This is a genomic window from Pseudomonas sp. RC10, from assembly GCF_038397775.1.
Lineage (GTDB): Bacteria > Pseudomonadota > Gammaproteobacteria > Pseudomonadales > Pseudomonadaceae > Aquipseudomonas > Aquipseudomonas bambusae.
Genome location: NZ_CP151650.1, coordinates 5,860,221 through 5,876,979 on the forward strand (window position 1 = coordinate 5,860,221; position 16,759 = coordinate 5,876,979).

The following is a 16,759-nucleotide window of genomic DNA, read 5'->3' on the forward strand; positions in this document are numbered from 1 at the left end:
TCGCCCCTTCTTCAACCTTGTGGAATATTCCCGATGCAGGCTGAGCTGATCCTCGACGCGCGCAACGCCACCGGCGAGTGCCCGGTCTGGAGCGCCCGTGAAAACGCGCTTTATTGGGTGGACATTCCAGCGAAAAAACTCCATCGCTATCGGCTGGATGACCAGCGCACGGACAGCTGGGAAGCGCCGCAGATGCTCGCCTGCATCGCCAGTTACAGCGACGGCACCTGGCTCGCAGGTATGGAAGATGGCCTGTTTCGGATTCGCCCCGCAGAGGATGGAACGCTCACGTCCGAACGACTGATCGACGTCGAACACCCTCGCCCCAATATGCGTTTCAACGACGGGCGCTGTGACCGTCAAGGCCGTTTCTGGGCGGGCACGATGGTCATGGACATGGCCGCTGCGTCGTCGGTCGGCGCGCTGTATCGCTACAGCCGCGATCAGCGCGAACCGCTCACGCCTCGAATCACTGACCTGATTGTTCCCAACGGCCTGGGTTTCAGCCCCGACGGGAAGATCATGTACCTCTCGGATTCTCACCCTAACGTGCAGAAAATCTGGGCGTTCGATTACGACATCGACAGCGGCACGCCCCATGATCGGCGCCTGTTCGTGGACATGAACCTCTATCCCGGTCGCCCCGATGGCGCCGCTGTGGACGCCGACGGCTGCTATTGGATCTGCGGCAATGACGAAGGGGTCATCCACCGTTTTACCCCGGCGGGCACGCTGGATCGATCACTGTCTGTTCCCGTGAAAAAGCCGTCCATGTGTGCGTTTGGAGGCCGTGACCTGGACACGTTGTTCGTGACCTCGATCCGTCCCGGTGGCGACCTTTCCGATCAGCCACTGGCCGGTGGGGTGTTCGCGCTGCAACCCGGCGTCAAAGGGCTGGAAGAGCCGTTTTTTTTTGGCCCGGAATAGCCTTTGCGCTCATGCGACGACACAGAATGTGACACAAAATCGTTACGCCCGGAGAGCGCTCTGAAAAACGGTTTTGCGCCGATCTGTTTCAAAAACGGACACAAAAGCAGCGTTATCCGCGAAAAAACACACATTTTGAAATATTTAATCCACGCACGTAGATAATCCTGTGCTAGCTGCTAGTCTGTCGACTCGCCCGCTGAATCGGTACATCTCTGGCATTGGGTCCGAGGGCATCAAACGACTCAGATACCCGCAACGAGGTTATCGCGATGCCTTACTCGACCTTCTCGGACGCTCAGGTCAGCAGCCTGATCAAGGCCATCGACAGTGACGGATACGCTGTTCTCCCGGACTGGGCCAGTCCGACGCAATTAATGGAGCTGCAAGCACTCGTACAGACCACCGTTGAGGAAGCGGGCAACGACTACGTCGCCCTTTCTGGCCGCCAGCCTGTCGCGGGCACACCGCTCTCCGACTGGGGAAATTCACGGGACTTCATCGACCTCTGTCGCCGCATCGTCGCAGGCGCCACGGGAGAGCGTTCCAGCGACACGACGTTGACTCAGACATTGCGCTGCCTCACCGGCAACGGCGGGCGTCGCGAATCGCTGATTTTCCATTACGACTCTTTCATCCTGACCACGATCCTGCCGGTGTGCATGCCGGACACGGGAGAGCGCGGCGACCTGCTGATGCTGCCCAATCGTCGGCCGCTGCGCCAAAGCTACCTGCGCAACCTCGTCGACAAGGTTTTGGTGGACAACCGCTGGGTACAGCGCTACCTGAAAAACCGACTCGGCCGCGACGCTCAGGCGTTTACCCGGATTGCCATGCAGCCGGGCCATCTGTACCTGTTCTGGGGCTATCGCTCGCTGCACACCAACCTTCCCGTTGCCGAAGACGCCCTGCGCGCGACGGCGGTTTTTCACTACCACAACGTGCATGGCAGCAGCTCGCTGGCGAGTCGGCTGCGCAAGTCGTTGGGAACGTTGAAAGGCCCGGATATGCAGGACGATGTGCCGCAAACGTAGGACTGATTGCCAGGCCTGATTCCCCTGTGGGAGCGAATTCATTCGCGAGACATTCGCACATCCAATGCATCTCTGTCGGCTGTATTGGCCAATCGCGAATGAATTCGCTCCCACAGTTTCCGACGGCAACTTGTTTGAAACCCAAAATCAAACATTCGAATAAGCTTATGAAGTCTTGTTATCTTCATAAACACCTCGCATAAACTCTCCTTCTATATTTATGACGATTAGTGATTGGCGTATCGCTGATTTATATCTTTATGATCTGAGCCACAACAACCTAAACAGGAGTTCAGGACATGGCGATTCAGATCAAACCCGTGGCGGGGAAAATTGGCGCCGAGTTGAGCGGCATCAAACTTTCCGGTGACATTTCCGCGCAAGACTTCGAGTTCATCAACCAGGCACTGCTGAAACATAAGGTGCTGTTCTTCCGCGAACAGTTCCTCGACGACGAGCAGCACGAAAGTTTCTCCCGTCGTTTCGGCGATCAAGTGCCACACCCGACCGTCCGCTCCGCCGAGCAGAGCCACGCGATTCTCAACCTTGATTCCCGCGAGACCCGCGCCAACTCCTGGCACACCGATGTCACGTTCGTCGCTGACTACCCAAAAGTCTCGATCCTGCGCGGCGTGGTCATTCCGCCGTACGGGGGCGATACCGTATGGGCCAACACCGCTGCCGCTTACGCCGATTTGCCTGAGCCGCTGAAAGCGCTGGCCGACAACCTGCGTGCCCTGCACACCAACGTCTACGACTATGTGACGCCAAAGGACACCGGCGAAGCGGGCGTGAAGCGTTACCGCGAACAGTTCACCGCCGAGATCTACGAGACCGAGCATCCGCTGGTGCGCGTGCATCCGGAAACCGGTGAGCGCAGCCTGATTCTCGGCCACTTCGTGAAACACATTCAGGGCGTCAGCAGCAACGATTCGAAACAGCTGATCCGCCTGTTCCACGACCGCATCACCCAGGTCGACAACACCGTGCGCTGGCGCTGGAGCGAGGGCGACGTGGTGATCTGGGACAACCGCGCCACGCAGCACATCGCGATCAACGACTACGGTCAGGAACAGCGCATCGTGCGCCGCACCACCGTGGCGGGTGACATTCCGGTGGGCGTCGATGGGCGCTCCAGCCAGGCGATCAAGCCGACGCCCGACACCCTCTCCCCTCGAACAGAAGCCGACAAAAAGCACCTGGCCGCCTGATTACCGCCCCCCCCATTTTTAAGGAAAAACCGTCATGGCAAAGGCCAAGCGAACATCTGTATTCAGCACAAAAAGCGTAGCTACCGCACTGGCGGCGCTGCTGATGATGCCCTTGGCCGAGGCCGACGTTTTACGCATCGGCGTGGCCAGCGCGGGGGGCGGTGATCCCGTGACCTTCAGCGGCTCGCCGCTGGGCATCGTGCGCAACCAGCAACTGCTGGAAAAAGCCTTCGAAGGCACGGGCACCGAGATTCAATGGTTCTTCTTCAAAGGCGCGGGTCCGGCGGTCAACGAAGCGCTGTCGAACCAGCAACTCGACTTCGCCTACGAAGGCGACCTGCCGCAAGTGGTCGGTCGCGCCAACGGTCTGGACACCAAGCTGCTGGCCGCCATCGGCGTGCGCTCAAACGTGTATCTCGCGGTGCCGAAGGGCTCCGACATCAAGACGATTGAAGACCTCAAGGGCAAGAAAGTCGCGGTCTTCCGTGGCACCAACGGCCATCTGGTGTCGATCAATCTGCTGGCGGACCACGGCCTGACCGAACGCGATTTGAAAGTGATCAACCTCGACAGCGGCAGCAGTCAGGCCGCGCTGGCGTCAAAGGGCGTCGATGCCGCGTTCGGCGGCCGTGAGCTGTTCAAGCTGCGGGATCAGGGCTTGGTGGACATTATTTTCGATAACCCGAACAACGACGTGCGCTACACCCGGCAGTGCGCGCTGGTGGTTCGCGGCGCCTATGAAAAGGAACACGCGGACAACGTGCAAAAAGTCGTCAACACGCTGGTCGATGCGGCCAAGTGGGAGTCCGACGAAAGCAACCGCGACGCCGTGTTGAACGAGTGGGCCAAGACCAATGAGCCGCTGGCCTCGCTCAAAGCGGACTTCGGCCACATCACCCTGCGCGACAGCGCCTCGCCGCTGGTAGATGACTTCCTCAAGGCGCGTTATCAGGCCGTCGCCGATCAGGCCAAAGAAGAGAAGATGATTCGACGTCCGGTGACCATCGACGGCTGGTTCGAAACCAAGTACCTGGAAACAGCGTTGAAAGCCAAGGGGCTGCAAGGCTACTGGACCGCTTACGGCGCAGACGGCAAAGCCACGGCGAACACGGCCACGGCGTCATCGGATAAAACCGTCAACAACGGAGGCTGATGTCATGGCCAGAGCCACCGCACCTTTACTCGACCAAGACCGGGCGCCCGCGAAAAAGCTGGCGCCGGTCGAACGCCTGCCCAACTTTCCCGCCCGCGCCCCACGGCGTGTGGCGGCCGCTAAACGCTCATCCCCGGCGTGGCAAACCCGCGCTGTGAACCTTGCCCTGCCCTGGCTGCTGCCCATCGCGCTGCTCGGTCTCTGGTACGTGGGCACCGAGCGTGGCTGGCTGTCCGAGCAAGTGCTGCCGCCCCCGGCATACGTCTGGCAAACACTGACGGATCTGCTCAGCACGGGCGACCTGTGGCTCAACGCGTCGGCGAGTCTGCAACGGGTGCTGGTGGGCTTTCTCATCGGCTCGGGCCTCGGCGTAACACTGGGTCTGGTGATGGGCCTGTCCAAAACCGTCGAGGATTACCTGCTGCCGACGTTCAACGCACTGGTGCAGATTCCCGTGCTGGGCTGGATGCCCTTCGCGCTGCTGCTGTTCGGCATCGGCGAGCCACTGAAGTACGTGCTGATCGCCCACGCGGCGCTGGTCCCGGTCACCCTCTGCACACTGCAGGCCTTTCATCAGGTGCCCAAACGCCTGCTGGAGGTGGGACAGGCTTACGGCTTCAGTCGGCGCCAAATCGTCACCGACATCGTGCTGCCTTCCGCTGTTGCACCGATTTTCACCGGCCTTCGGCTGGGCTTCACCAAAGCCTGGCTGTCGCTGGTGGTCGTCGAGCTGCTGGCTTCCAGCGAAGGGTTGGGGTACCTGATCGCTTACGGGCGTCAGCTGTTTCAGCTGGATCTGGTGATGGCGGCGGTGGTCGTAGTCGGCACGGTCGGGCTGCTGATCGACCGGGCGTTCGAAGTCATTGAGCGTCATCTCAACAAAGGCCGGGCGGTGACGCCAGGGAGGGTGCTATGAGTTCGTTGACCGCAACACACGGACCTCGACAACACCGTTATCGCGGCTGGGTCGTGCCCGTCGTCGGCGTCGCGATCTGGTGGCTCGCGGCCAATCAGGGCTGGAGCGATTCGGGCCTGTTGGTTTCGCCTCAGAAGGTCGCCGTTACCGCGTGGGATCAGGTGACCTCCGGCCAATTCTGGCGGGCGATTTCGTCGAGTCTGGCGCGCAACCTCAGCGGTTTTTTCATCGGCACGGTGCTCGGGTTGATCCTCGGCTGCTTGCTGGGCTTTTCGCGGATTTTCGAACGCGTCGTCGGCCCCAGCTTCAACACCTTCAAGCAGATTTCCCTGTTCGCCTGGATTCCGCTGATATCAGTGTGGTTCGGGTTGGGCGACGTCGCGAAAGTCGTGTTCCTCTCCCTCGCCGCGCTGGTGCCGGTGGTGGTCAACACCTGCGACGGTTTGCGCAACGTGCCGAATGCGTTTCTGGAAGTGGCGAAGGTGTACGGCTTCAGCCGCTGGCAGACCGTGATCGGCGTCATGCTCCCTGCTGCGCTGCCGTCGATCTTTACCGGGATTTACCTGGCGTTGGTGTATTCGTGGCTGGCCACCATCGGCGCTGAATACCTGCTGGTGTCGGGTGACGGTATCGGCAACACCCTGATCGATGGCAGCGAACATTTCATGATGGATCTGGTGCTGTTCGGCATGGTGATCATCGGTCTCGTCGGCTGGGGACTGAACGTCCTGGCTCGCCGCCTCGAACGACGCATGCAACGGCTCTACGGCATCACGCCGCGCTAGTTTCCCCTTTTCACACCTTCAAAGGAATTCCCCAATGTCCGCCAGTCAAGCGCTCCCTCTCCCCACCCAGCAAGGCAACGGGCTGCGTCTGGAGAACATCAGCAAACGCTTCTCCGGCGCCAGCAGCGACACCCAATTGCAGGTGCTGGACAACATTCAGCTGGACATCGCGCCCGGCGAATTCATCACCATCGTCGGCGCCAGCGGTTGCGGAAAATCGACATTGTTGCGGCTGATCCTCGGTCTGGATGAGGAGTTTGACGGACGTATTCTGCTGGACGAAAAGCCGATCAAGGGCACGGGGCTGGAGCGCGGCATCGTGTTTCAGGATCACCGTTTGTTTCCGTGGCTGACGGTTGAACAGAACGTCGCTGTAGGGTTGAAGAACGCGCCCCTGACGCCTGCGCAGAAACGCGACACGGTGCGCGAGCATATTCATCTGGTGGGCCTGCAGGACTTCACCGAGTCGTACCCGCACCAGATTTCCGGGGGCATGGCGCAACGCGTGGCCATCGCCCGCGGGCTGGTGAATCGCCCGAGCGTGTTGCTGCTGGACGAGCCGTTCGGCGCGCTGGATGCCCTGACTCGCACGCGCTTGCAGCGGGAGTTGCAGAACATCTGGCAGCAGGAAAAGATCACCATGGTGCACGTGACCCATGACGTGGACGAGGCGGTTTACCTGGGGGATCGGGTGGTGGTCATGCAGCCGCATCCGGGGCGCATTCGGCGCATCGTCGACATCGACCTGCCCCGCCCGCGCAACCGCAGCGACGCCCGTTTCATTGCCCTGCGCGATGATGTGTTAAGTGATTTTGCGGAGTTGTCATAGGATTGATGGAAGACCTGTAGGAGCGCGCTTGCCCGCGATTGCGCTGTGTCAGACGCCAAATGAGCCGTCAGGCAAACCCCAATCGCCGGCAAGCGCGCTCCTACAGGTTTGGTGCCGTTCCCAAATCACACCTCATGCAACGACACCTGATTACGCCCGTTCTTCTTCGACGCATATAGCGCCTGATCGGCCCATTCGATGAGGGTCTTGTGTTCGCTGAGCGGGGTGTTCATGTCGGCGACGCCGAGGCTGATGGTGCAGCGAATCACTTCGCCTTCGTGCAGGATTTCCTGTGCTTCCACCGCCAATCGCAAGCGCTCGGCAAACATCCCGCCGCCGTATTTATCGGTGTCGGGTAACAGCACTGCGTACTCTTCGCCGCCGTAACGGCCGGCGATATCGGAGTCGCGAATGTGCTCGCGAATCACATCGGCCACACGCTGAATTACCTTGTCGCCGCACTGGTGACCGTAGGTGTCGTTGACCCGCTTGAAGTGATCGATGTCGAACATCACCAGCGCCGCCGACGAGCCGTAACGCACATGTCGGGCGTATTCCAGCCGCAATGCCTCTTCCCAATGACCCCGGTTGTACAGCCCGGTCAGTCGGTCGGTGCTGGACAGCTTTTGCAGTTCGCTGTTGGCGCGCTGCAATTGCAGGCGGTTGGTCGCCACGTCGGTGACGTCGTAGATCACCAGGCACACATGAGACACCTCGCCGCTTGTGGAGCGAAGCGGGAACATCGTGGTGTTCTGGTACATGAAATCTTCTTGCCCGGTGATCGGCTGGTAGCTCTTGAAACGCACCAGGTAGGGCCGCTGTTCCCAGATCGTGAACGCAGGGGTTCCCAGGGTAATCACACTGTCGATCTTGTTCTTCAGCCAGTCCCGATTCACCTCCGGGAACAGCTCGAAGAACGAGCGGTTGGCGGCTTCATAGGGCAACACGCCAGAACGGTTTTCCATGAAGGTGTTCCACACCTGCACCCGGTACTCGTGATCCAGCACCACCACGCCGACGTCGATGCTCTGGGTGATGGTCAGCAGCCAATGCAGCTCTTTGATGTCGATACGGTCGTTCATGAATCAGCTCATCAGGTAGGCGAGTTTGCGCGAGAGCCGCTCTACCGAGTCTTCGGTGAACAACATCAACAAGTCGAAGTGAATATGGTGGCCTTCGAGGCTGTAACTGATTTCCACGGCCAGGGTTTTCTTCCAGCGCTGCTGGTTGATGCGAATCAGCTCGTCGATGCCACTCTGAGCGCCGAGCACCTGCGGATGCCCTTGGGAGAACGCGATGTCGATCTGCTCGGCGATGCCGCTCAGGCAGGCGCCGATGATGATCGACGACAGGTCCAGCAGCATTTCCTTTTCGGAATAGTCGCTGTCCTGAATCTTCATCAACTGCGCCATGTCGCCGATTTCCGAGTCGTGGAACATCAGAAGCGCTTCCCCGGCGATCCCCCCGCCGATGTAACCCTGACACACCGCTGTCAGCCGATCACTGGCCTGGGCGTCCGCGAGCGCCATGTGCAACTCGCCGACCTCCAGCATGTTGACGTTGGGCACCGGCAGTTGCACGAACACGCCGAGCACACGCGCCAGCAAAGCAGCGGCACGGCCCATGGCAACGTTGATGGTTTCGCGGAAGGCGTCTTGAAAGCTGATGGCCGTCTGTTCGAGCTTGGGCGCAACGGCAACTGTCTTGACGGGATGATCCAGCAGCCCGAGGCGCTGGAGGGTCAGCTGTAACTCGACCGGATCGGCGGGCTTCTTGAGAAACGCGAGGGCACCCAGTTCAAGCGTGCGGCGCACGGCTTCTTCCTGAACGTCGCCCGACACCACGATGACTTTGGCCTGGAGATTTTCCGCACGAATCGCGGCCAACGCCTGATACCCATCCATGTCCGGCATGGTCAGGTCGAGTAACACCACCTGACCCAACCCCTGGCGAATGGCTTCAAGGCCTTCATGTCCATTGGTCGCTGTCGTGACCGACACCCCCCAATCGGCAGGTAAGGCCCTGATCAGCTGTTTGCGCGCCATGTTGGAGTCGTCGCAAATCAACAAGGGAATCGTGGGCATTGCTTTTCAATCTCACGGCAAAAGAGTTTCAGGCATGGCCCGGAATATCTGTGCAACCCATCGTGTAACTCACTTATGTCCGCCGCGACCGAATATTCGTTCAACCCGATTGTTGGCAGAGAAAGTGAGTCGAATCTTCACCCATTTCGGCAAGTAATGGCAGTATGCAATATCTGTGCTCAGTGATAGTGCTTTTCATGGGATTAAGCAGCGCGATAGCGCGCGTTAATTAAATGGCGTCAATATTTACTCGCGCCATCTAACTCACGCGGTTCAATGCCTCTTTTTGAAGCGCGGCCGTCACGGTTTTTTGTTCTAACTTCAAAGAGTTGGCGACAGGCGTCAGATTTCTAAGTTGCGACGCGTTCCGCGTTATTCGCCCGCCAAGGTGCGGTTCACGCCCAGGTCCTTGCCAGCACCCGGCCTCGCGCACCACGTCATGGAATGATATCGACCAACGTGAACCAGGACAGTGCGCACCGATGCTGACTGCCCCGAAGCACGGCCACTCGCGGTTTGAGGCATAGGGTTCAGCTCAGTGCCCGACTCAAGTGGTCGATCAGCACATGCGCCTGGAAAGGCTTGGCCAGGAAACACAGCGCACTGCCGGTCATGGCTCGCTTGCGCACTGTTTCTTCGGGAAAAGCCGTGATGAAGAGGGTGGGAATATGAATATTCTTTTCCGTCAGATACTCGTGGAGTTCAACACCACTCATGTTTGGCATTTGCACGTCGGTAATCAGGCAGCCGACGTTATTCAACTCGGCAGTGCTCAGAAACTCCTCGGCCGAAGAAAAGACAGCGACTTGAAAACCCAGAGAACGAACAAGACTGTCGAGGCTGTCGCGAACGGCGGCGTCATCATCGACAACGGCGACCAGAGAAGAACTGGACAAACGGAGTACCTTTGCCGATGTAAATCGTATGAGGTCCCAAATGGGGAAAGCACGTTACCCAGCCAGGCCACGTGGGTGAAGTATACAAATGTATGACCGCAATAGACCAAAGCCATTCCATGAGAGATTAAACGCGCCAAGGCGAGGGCATTGTCACTTACACCCAACGCTCCGCAAGAAAGTTGGCTTCGATTCGACCTTGCATGAAGAGGTCGAAATCCGGCGCTGAGAGTGCCTTGGAATAATGATAACCCTGTGCTTCGTTGCACCCCTTCGCCGTCAAGGCCGCGAGAATGGCAGCGTCCTCCACGCCCTCCGCAATCACCTTCATGTCGAAGCTGTGCCCCAGCGTAATCACCGCCTGCACGATGGCGGCGTCTTGTGGGTTTTTCAGCAGCCCCCGCACGAAGGACTGATCGATTTTCAGCTTGTCCACGGCAAAGCGTTTCAAATACGCCATGCTGGAATAGCCGGTGCCAAAGTCATCGATGGACATGCGCACGCCCAACGCCTTCAGCCCCTGAACGGTTTCCAGCACCCGTGCGGAATCTTCGATCAGGATCGACTCCGTCAGCTCAAGCTCCAGCAGTTCCGGTTTCAGGCCGCTGTCATACAGCGCGCTCTGGACCTCTTGAACCATACTGCCCTGACGGAACTGGACGGCGGAGCAGTTCATCGCCACCGTCAGTTCGCCGAAACCTGCCGCTTGCCAGGCTACCGCTTGATGGCAGACCTCGCTCAGTAACCAGCGGCTGATCGGAAGTATCAACCCGCTGGATTCGGCCACGGGAATGAACTCGTCAGGGGCGATCGGCCCTTCGCCGGGGTGGTTCCAGCGCAACAAGGCCTCGGCCCCGATAACGGCGCCGGTTTTTAACTCGATCTGAGGCTGGTAGTGGACCTGCAACTCTTTTTGCTCGAAGGCCTGACGCAGTTCGGTCTGGACATGCAAATGACGCAGTTCCCGCGTCCCCATGGCAGCCTCGTAGAACACCCACGTGTTACGCCCGTTGCGTTTGGCCTGCGTCAACGCGGTATCGGCGGCCTTGAGCAGTGAGCCGAAATCATGGCCATGGGCGATATGGGACGCGATGCCGGCTGAAGCGGTCATCGACAGGTTGTAGCCCGCCAGTTCGAGCGGCTGCTGAAGCGCACGCAGCATACGCCCCACCAACTCGTTCAGCAGCATGTGATCGTCTTCGTCCACCAGCACCAGAAACTCGTCGCCGCTGAGCCGCGCGACGGTGTCCACCGAGGGTTTGAGCGCCACGAGACGCAGGGCGAGATGCTGAATGATTGAGTCGCCCGCGACATGCCCAAGCGAATCATTGATGACCTTGAAGTGATCCAGATCCAGATAAATCAGCGTCAACCGCTGGCCGCGCCCGCAATCCTTGATGGCCCGGTTCACCCGCTCCAGCAGGTAACGCCGATTGGGCAACCCGGTCAGATCATCGTGGTAAGCACTGTCGCGCAGTTCATCGACGACGTGCTGGCGACGAATGCGGTTAGTCCGCAAGCGCAGGGTCAGCCCGAGAATCAGCAGGTACAACGCACCACAGACCAAAGAAGAAGCAATGGCGGTGTACTTCCATCCCAGCAAATAGTCTTGCCCCGCCAGACCCACCACCAAAACCAGCGGGAAATTGCCGATCCGCTTGAAGCCGTACAGCCGTCTGACCCCGTCCACCCGAGACCTCATGACGACCGTGCCCTCTCGGGCGCCCTCCGTCATGAGCCGGTCGATGTCGTCGGCAGGGTATGGAGAGACGTGCGGCTCGGCCGCGGGCACACGTAACACCGCATCCGACTGATCCGCCCGACGCAACGTAATGACGCCATGAGGGCCGACGTCCAACTGGTTGATGGCTTCGAGAATATTTTTCAACGGCTGACTCGCCGCAATCCATCCCGTCAGCCGCTGCTGGCCGTCCAGGATGGGCACCGCCATGTACAACATTTCCCTGCGCGCATCGCTGCCCAACACCATCGACATGGCTTTCAAATCGGCAGGCGTCTTGTGCTGGAGCGAGTCGCGAAATTGCTGGGTGCACGACGGCGACGTTGAGCTGCTGCCGTCGGAGTCGAACAAAAACCGCCCATCCGCCCCAAGCACATCGAAATGGCCCACGGCCGGGAATCTGCGCACCAGCCCGCGCAACTGCCAGGCCTGAACCGCCGGACTCCCCTCGGAATGAAGCGGCCCCTCATCCATGCGCGACGCGATGCTTTGCAGGCCGCTTTGCGCTTCATAGAAAGTGCCGTTCAGCCGCGACTCAAGGATGCGATTCAGGTTGCCGACGTCCGACATCGCCTGGCGCTGCGCCTGTTGGTACAGCAACCCCAGCAAACCGCAGAGCAATCCCACAATCGCCACGGCCAGCAGCACCCATGGCCACGCCTGAACGGGGTCATGGCCCGCCTTGGCCGAAGCGGGCTCGGGTTCCGGCGGGAGCAAACAGGTGATGCGTTGAGGGTTATTCGTTGCGACGAAATCGGTCATGTCACGTCGCTCATAGCGCGAAATGGGCAATCATGCCGTTGAGGTTGATGGCCAGCCGCGACAGCTCGCCGCTCGCGCTGCTGGTTTGTGTGGCACCCGCCGCAGACTGGGTCGACAGATCACGAATCGTCAGCAGGCTGCGATCCACATCCCGCGCCACCAGCGCTTGTTGCTCGGTGGCCGAGGCGATGAACAGATTGCGCTCGTTGATCTTGGAAATGGCCAGCGTGATCTGCTCCAGCGCATACCCCGCGGCACGTGCGCGGTCCAGTGTTTGCCCGGCTTTAGCGGCGCTGCTTTGCAGCGCAGACACGGTGGCACTGGTCCCGGACTGAATGCTCTGGATCATGGTCGCGATCTCCAGGGTCGAGGCCTGCGTGCGCTTGGCCAGCGAGCGAACTTCATCGGCGACCACCGCAAACCCACGCCCCGCCTCCCCCGCCCTGGCCGCCTCAATGGCAGCATTGAGCGCCAGCAGGTTGGTTTGATCGGAAATACTGTGAATCACACCCAGCACCGAACTGATCTCATCGGTATAGCGCGACAGACTCTCGGCTTCAGCGGACGCTTGCAGCACCTCCTGCGCCAGCCCTTGAATCAGCGCGATGGTTTCGCTGACCTGTTCGTGGCCTTTCTGCGATTGATGATCGGACGCTTGCGACAATTCCGAGGTGCTGATGGCGTTATGAGCGACTTCGTCAACAGCGCTGCTCATTTCCGTGACTGCCGTTGCTGCCTGTTCGATCTGCGCACATTGCTGCTGCAAACCCTGGGAGCTGTGGCCCATAACGGCGCTCATTTCCTCAGCTGAAGCGGCCAGTTGACTGGCCGAAACGCCGATGCCCTCGATGGTCGAGCGCAGGTGCTGTTGCATGTCGCCCATGGCCTGGAGCAGCGCAGCAGGCTCGTCCGACCCGGCGTCATCGATGCGGCCACTCAGATCACCACGGGCGATCATCTGGGCAGCGGCCACCGCCTTCCGGATCGGGCCGACGATACTGCGAGTCAACAGCCACGCCAACGCCACCGTAACCGCCACCGACAGCGTCAGCACCAGACCGACGATCAACTGCATATTGCCGTACAGCTCGCGGCTTTGCCGGGCAACGGCATTCGCGCCTGCTTCGTTGACCTTCACCAGTTGATCCATGCTACGGGTCAGGTCAGCGCCCAAAGTGGCCAGCGTTGTGTTCAGACGCTCAAGTTGATCCTGATCAGGCACCTGAGCGTCGATCAGGGAAATCACCTCATCCAATGCCGGTATGTAGCGGTCGAGCGATCCCTTGATCGAATCCAGCAAAACCGCTTCATCCGGCCCCACCTGACGAGCGCGATACTCAGCCTGTTGATCGTTGAGATCCTTTTCCACGCGGCGGATCGACGCCTTGCTCTTGTCACGTACCTGAGGGTCGCTCGATCCACGAAGACGCTGCCCTTCAAGGCGCAGGGTATTGATACTCAGCGACAGCTTCTGAACCGAGATGATGCCAGGCATCCAGATGTCATTGACCCGGTTAGTCGCGCTGTCCAATCTGGCCATTTGCATCAGGCTGAAGAAGCCGACGAACAACATGGCCAGCGTGATGATCGCGAACCCGATCGCTGCGCGGGTTCCAATGCTGATTGTCCTCAAAAGCACGTGCGTATCCCCTTATCGTCCAGGTGCGCTTTAGGCATTGGGTTGACGAATTGATGGCGGCCTGAAAACGGATTCCAGGAACGGCGGGGAAATTAGCACTGCTGATGAGTAATGCCGATTAGCCATCAGGTTGGCCCGCTCATACTCACGTATGAGGTTATCCGTTCGGAGGAAAGATCGGCATTTTGAAAGGCTACGAGGAACGGCGGCTGATGCGACTCAGGCTGCGGAAATCAGCGCCCTTCGAGGGCTTGCGACATTCTTACCAAATCGGCGAACGTCCGGGCCTGCATTTTTTTCATGGCATGCCCCCGGTGAATCTTGACGGTGATTTCGCTCAGCCCGATCTCTGCAGCGATTTGCTTGTTCATCAGTCCCGTGACGGCCAGCGCCATGACCTCCTGCTCCCGAGCCGTCAGCGTTTTATGGCGAGCCTGCAACTGGCTGCTCGTCTTGCCCGCCTCGCGCCGCCTGGCATCTTTCTGCAACGCCAGCGTCACGGCATCGAGCAAGTCCTGCTCGCGATAGGGTTTCACTAAAAAGTCCAGCGCCCCGGCCTTCATCGCCTTGACCGACATGGCGATATCGCCGTGCCCACTGACAAAGACGATGGGCAGCGGCACCTTCATTTCCGTGAGCCGCACCTGAAAATCCAGGCCGCTTTCGCCCTGCAGGCGCACATCGAGAATGAGGCAAGAAGGCACGTCTTCGAACGTGTGCTGCAGAAACTCGGCCCCGGATGCGAAGGTGTGCACCCGCATGCCCATGGACCGCAACAAACTGTCGACCCCCGCCCGAATGGCAGGATCGTCGTCCACGACGAAAACGACCGGGGTGATCTCAGCCGCACTCATGAGCGAATGCGCTCACTGGCGGGGAGCGAAAAACTCAACGTCGCGCCGTGCCCCAACTCACTTTCGACCCAGATGCGTCCGCCATGGGCTTCGATAATCGAACGGCATATGGACAAACCCATGCCCATCCCTTCCGGTTTGGTGGTGAAAAACGGAATGAACAAGCTGGAGAGGTTCGCGGCCGAGATACCCGGCCCGTTGTCTTGAATGCTGAGCAAAACATCGCCTTGTGGCGCAGCCGTCAAGTGCACGGCCAGCGTCCTGTTCTTGCCATGCATGCCAGCCATGGCCTGCATGGCGTTCATCAGCAGATTGATAATGACCTGCTGCAACTGCACCCGGTCCCCTTTGACTTCCACACTCCCCTGCACCGGCTTCAGGTCGAGAATCACGCGATGCCGCATGAGCTCCCTGCGCACCAGCGCGATGGATTCGACCAGGACATCCTGCAAATTAGTGGAGACATGCCGGGGGTCCGTCTTGCGTGACAAAACACGAATACGCCGGATGACTTCGCTGGCGCGATGAGCCTCACCCTTGATCCGCTCGATGGCACTTCGCACCTCTGCCACATCCGGGACTTCGCGATCGAGCCAACGCAACCCGGCCTCGGCATTGGTGGTCATCGCCGACAGCGGCTGGTTGACCTCATGGGCGATAGACGCCGCCATCTCCCCCAACATCGTCACACGGGTGACGTGCGCCAACTGAGCCTGGGAGCGGTGCAGGGCTTCTTCAGCCAGTTTGGTCGCAGTGACATCCATCAACGCGCCCACGTATTCACAATCACCGGAAGCGTCATGGATCTGCTGAGCCAGCATTCGCAGGAACTTGGAGGAGCCGTCCGGCATGATCAGACGAAACTCGGTATCGACGGGGGCGTGCTGAACGTACGCCTCATGGATCAAGCGTTTGAAGCCATGAATGTCCTCTGGATGAACGCGACTGAACACGTATTCCAAGGAGGGATTCAACGCTTCATCCACCTGGAAAATGCGCCGCGCGCCGTCGGACCAACACATTTCGGCGCTCGGCATCTTCAAGCCGATACTGCCCGTCAGGCTCAAACGCTGAGCACCCGCGAGCAGAACTTCACTGCGGTGCAGCAAGCGAACCTGCGTTTGCAGTGCCTCTTTGGAGGCTTTGTTTTTCAGGGCCAGAAACCCGGTGATCGCAATGGCGCAGAGGCTGACCAGGCAACGCCCGAATGCCGGTATCAGCCACACAGTGCCGCGGGACCACTCAAGGCCATGGGTCAACAGGTAAGCAAGCAACGTCAGCGCACCACACCCGACCGTGGCAATGACGAGCCCCCTTTTAGATAACAGGTCCTCGGACATCAGGATGACGGTCACATAAAGCACGGCAATGGCGACGTCGAGCGAGCTGAGCCAGTCCGTAAGGAAGATGGCCAATGTCAGCATCACAGCGCCGGAGCGCCACAACCACACGCTGGGCGGAGGGTCCGCCCGGAGCCCTCGCATGAGGGCAGTTGGGACATTATCCATTGCGACGTTTTGCCTTGTTATGAGGTATCGGGGGCAGCGCAAATCAGCATCGCGGACGTCAAGGTGCCCACGGCCCATCCCCGTCAGGACGACGAAAGGATGGCAAATCCTGGTGAAAGTTTTGATCGGGTGCGGTCTTGGGAACGGCGTTGTATCCGACCGGACACAAATATACGCAGGAAATGCGTCTGGAGACAGGGTCGGGGAATGATCGGTTGTGAAAGGTGCGCTCAAGCGCATTTGCGGGGTTACGCGCGGGCTTGGTGGGCCCTAACTGGGTGGGCCCTGAATAGAACAAGCCCCGGCATAAATACCAGGGCTTGTAATGGCCACATCCGTATGGCCTTCGCATGAACCTTCAATCGATCAACCGGCGACCTCCCTGGCCGCCAATCGTCCGTTCGTACGGTTCTTCGAAAC

The 16,759-nt window shown here is 59.6% G+C and carries 14 protein-coding genes; 7 read left to right on the forward strand and 7 right to left on the reverse strand.

The window, feature by feature from the left end:
* Window positions 1-33 precede the first annotated feature (33 nt).
* From AAEO81_RS26415 to AAEO81_RS26445, 7 genes are all read left to right on the forward strand, one after another.
* A complete protein-coding gene (locus tag AAEO81_RS26415; protein WP_341959944.1) occupies window positions 34-927 on the forward strand; it encodes an SMP-30/gluconolactonase/LRE family protein in 894 nt (297 codons plus the stop codon).
* A 272-nt stretch (window positions 928-1,199) separates the two neighbouring features.
* Entirely contained in the window at window positions 1,200-1,961 is a 762-nt protein-coding gene (locus AAEO81_RS26420; protein WP_341959945.1) for a hypothetical protein, read from the forward strand.
* Between the two features lie 299 nt (window positions 1,962-2,260).
* Window positions 2,261-3,172, forward strand: coding sequence for a TauD/TfdA family dioxygenase (locus AAEO81_RS26425; RefSeq protein WP_341959946.1), 912 nt, complete (start codon window positions 2,261-2,263; stop codon window positions 3,170-3,172).
* Window positions 3,173-3,206: 34 nt separating this feature from the next.
* On the forward strand, window positions 3,207-4,325 hold the full coding sequence (locus tag AAEO81_RS26430; RefSeq protein ID WP_341959947.1) for an ABC transporter substrate-binding protein: 1,119 nt from the start codon (window positions 3,207-3,209) through the stop codon (window positions 4,323-4,325).
* 4 nt (window positions 4,326-4,329) lie between these two features.
* Entirely contained in the window at window positions 4,330-5,241 is a 912-nt protein-coding gene (locus AAEO81_RS26435; RefSeq protein WP_341959948.1) for an ABC transporter permease, read from the forward strand.
* On the forward strand, window positions 5,238-6,026 hold the full coding sequence (locus AAEO81_RS26440) for an ABC transporter permease (RefSeq protein ID WP_341959949.1): 789 nt from the start codon (window positions 5,238-5,240) through the stop codon (window positions 6,024-6,026). The genes AAEO81_RS26435 and AAEO81_RS26440 overlap by 4 nt, the downstream gene beginning before the upstream one ends.
* Window positions 6,027-6,060: 34 nt before the next feature.
* Complete coding sequence (locus AAEO81_RS26445; RefSeq protein WP_166597045.1) at window positions 6,061-6,855, forward strand: ABC transporter ATP-binding protein; 795 nt, start codon at window positions 6,061-6,063, stop codon at window positions 6,853-6,855.
* 125 nt (window positions 6,856-6,980) lie between these two features.
* Here AAEO81_RS26445 and AAEO81_RS26450 read toward each other — a convergent pair whose 3' ends face one another.
* The 7 genes from AAEO81_RS26450 to AAEO81_RS26480 all read right to left on the reverse strand — a co-directional run bounded on the left by AAEO81_RS26450 (window position 6,981) and on the right by AAEO81_RS26480 (window position 16,255).
* Window positions 6,981-7,937: a diguanylate cyclase gene (locus AAEO81_RS26450; RefSeq protein WP_341959951.1), complete on the reverse strand. Its 957-nt coding sequence runs from the start codon at window positions 7,935-7,937 to the stop codon at window positions 6,981-6,983.
* A 3-nt stretch (window positions 7,938-7,940) separates the two neighbouring features.
* The gene (locus AAEO81_RS26455) at window positions 7,941-8,939 is read right to left on the reverse strand and encodes a response regulator (protein ID WP_341959953.1); all 999 of its coding nucleotides are present in this window, start codon (window positions 8,937-8,939) and stop codon (window positions 7,941-7,943) included.
* 530 nt (window positions 8,940-9,469) lie between these two features.
* Window positions 9,470-9,835: a response regulator gene (locus tag AAEO81_RS26460; protein WP_341959954.1), complete on the reverse strand. Its 366-nt coding sequence runs from the start codon at window positions 9,833-9,835 to the stop codon at window positions 9,470-9,472.
* A 157-nt stretch (window positions 9,836-9,992) separates the two neighbouring features.
* A complete protein-coding gene (locus AAEO81_RS26465) occupies window positions 9,993-12,338 on the reverse strand; it encodes an EAL domain-containing protein (protein ID WP_341959956.1) in 2,346 nt (781 codons plus the stop codon).
* Window positions 12,339-12,348: 10 nt separating this feature from the next.
* Entirely contained in the window at window positions 12,349-13,977 is a 1,629-nt protein-coding gene (locus AAEO81_RS26470) for a methyl-accepting chemotaxis protein (protein WP_341959957.1), read from the reverse strand.
* A 233-nt stretch (window positions 13,978-14,210) separates the two neighbouring features.
* A complete protein-coding gene (locus AAEO81_RS26475) occupies window positions 14,211-14,831 on the reverse strand; it encodes a response regulator (protein ID WP_341959959.1) in 621 nt (206 codons plus the stop codon).
* Window positions 14,828-16,255 (reverse strand): ATP-binding protein, encoded by a 1,428-nt coding sequence (locus AAEO81_RS26480; RefSeq protein WP_341959961.1) that lies wholly within the window; start codon window positions 16,253-16,255, stop codon window positions 14,828-14,830. The genes AAEO81_RS26475 and AAEO81_RS26480 overlap by 4 nt, the downstream gene beginning before the upstream one ends.
* Window positions 16,256-16,759 lie beyond the last annotated feature (504 nt).

Coding starts and splice junctions, on each gene's coding strand:
- AAEO81_RS26425 (WP_341959946.1), top strand. CDS start 2,261: ATGGCGATTCAGATCAAACCCGTGGCGGGGAAAATTGGCGCCGAGTTG.
- AAEO81_RS26440 (WP_341959949.1), top strand. CDS start 5,238: ATGAGTTCGTTGACCGCAACACACGGACCTCGACAACACCGTTATCGC.
- AAEO81_RS26475 (WP_341959959.1), bottom strand. CDS start 14,831: ATGAGTGCGGCTGAGATCACCCCGGTCGTTTTCGTCGTGGACGACGAT.
- AAEO81_RS26480 (WP_341959961.1), bottom strand. CDS start 16,255: ATGCTGACATTGGCCATCTTCCTTACGGACTGGCTCAGCTCGCTCGAC.
- AAEO81_RS26420 (WP_341959945.1), top strand. CDS start 1,200: ATGCCTTACTCGACCTTCTCGGACGCTCAGGTCAGCAGCCTGATCAAG.
- AAEO81_RS26465 (WP_341959956.1), bottom strand. CDS start 12,338: ATGACCGATTTCGTCGCAACGAATAACCCTCAACGCATCACCTGTTTG.
- AAEO81_RS26455 (WP_341959953.1), bottom strand. CDS start 8,939: ATGCCCACGATTCCCTTGTTGATTTGCGACGACTCCAACATGGCGCGC.
- AAEO81_RS26430 (WP_341959947.1), top strand. CDS start 3,207: ATGGCAAAGGCCAAGCGAACATCTGTATTCAGCACAAAAAGCGTAGCT.
- AAEO81_RS26450 (WP_341959951.1), bottom strand. CDS start 7,937: ATGAACGACCGTATCGACATCAAAGAGCTGCATTGGCTGCTGACCATC.
- AAEO81_RS26435 (WP_341959948.1), top strand. CDS start 4,330: ATGGCCAGAGCCACCGCACCTTTACTCGACCAAGACCGGGCGCCCGCG.
- AAEO81_RS26415 (WP_341959944.1), top strand. CDS start 34: ATGCAGGCTGAGCTGATCCTCGACGCGCGCAACGCCACCGGCGAGTGC.
- AAEO81_RS26445 (WP_166597045.1), top strand. CDS start 6,061: ATGTCCGCCAGTCAAGCGCTCCCTCTCCCCACCCAGCAAGGCAACGGG.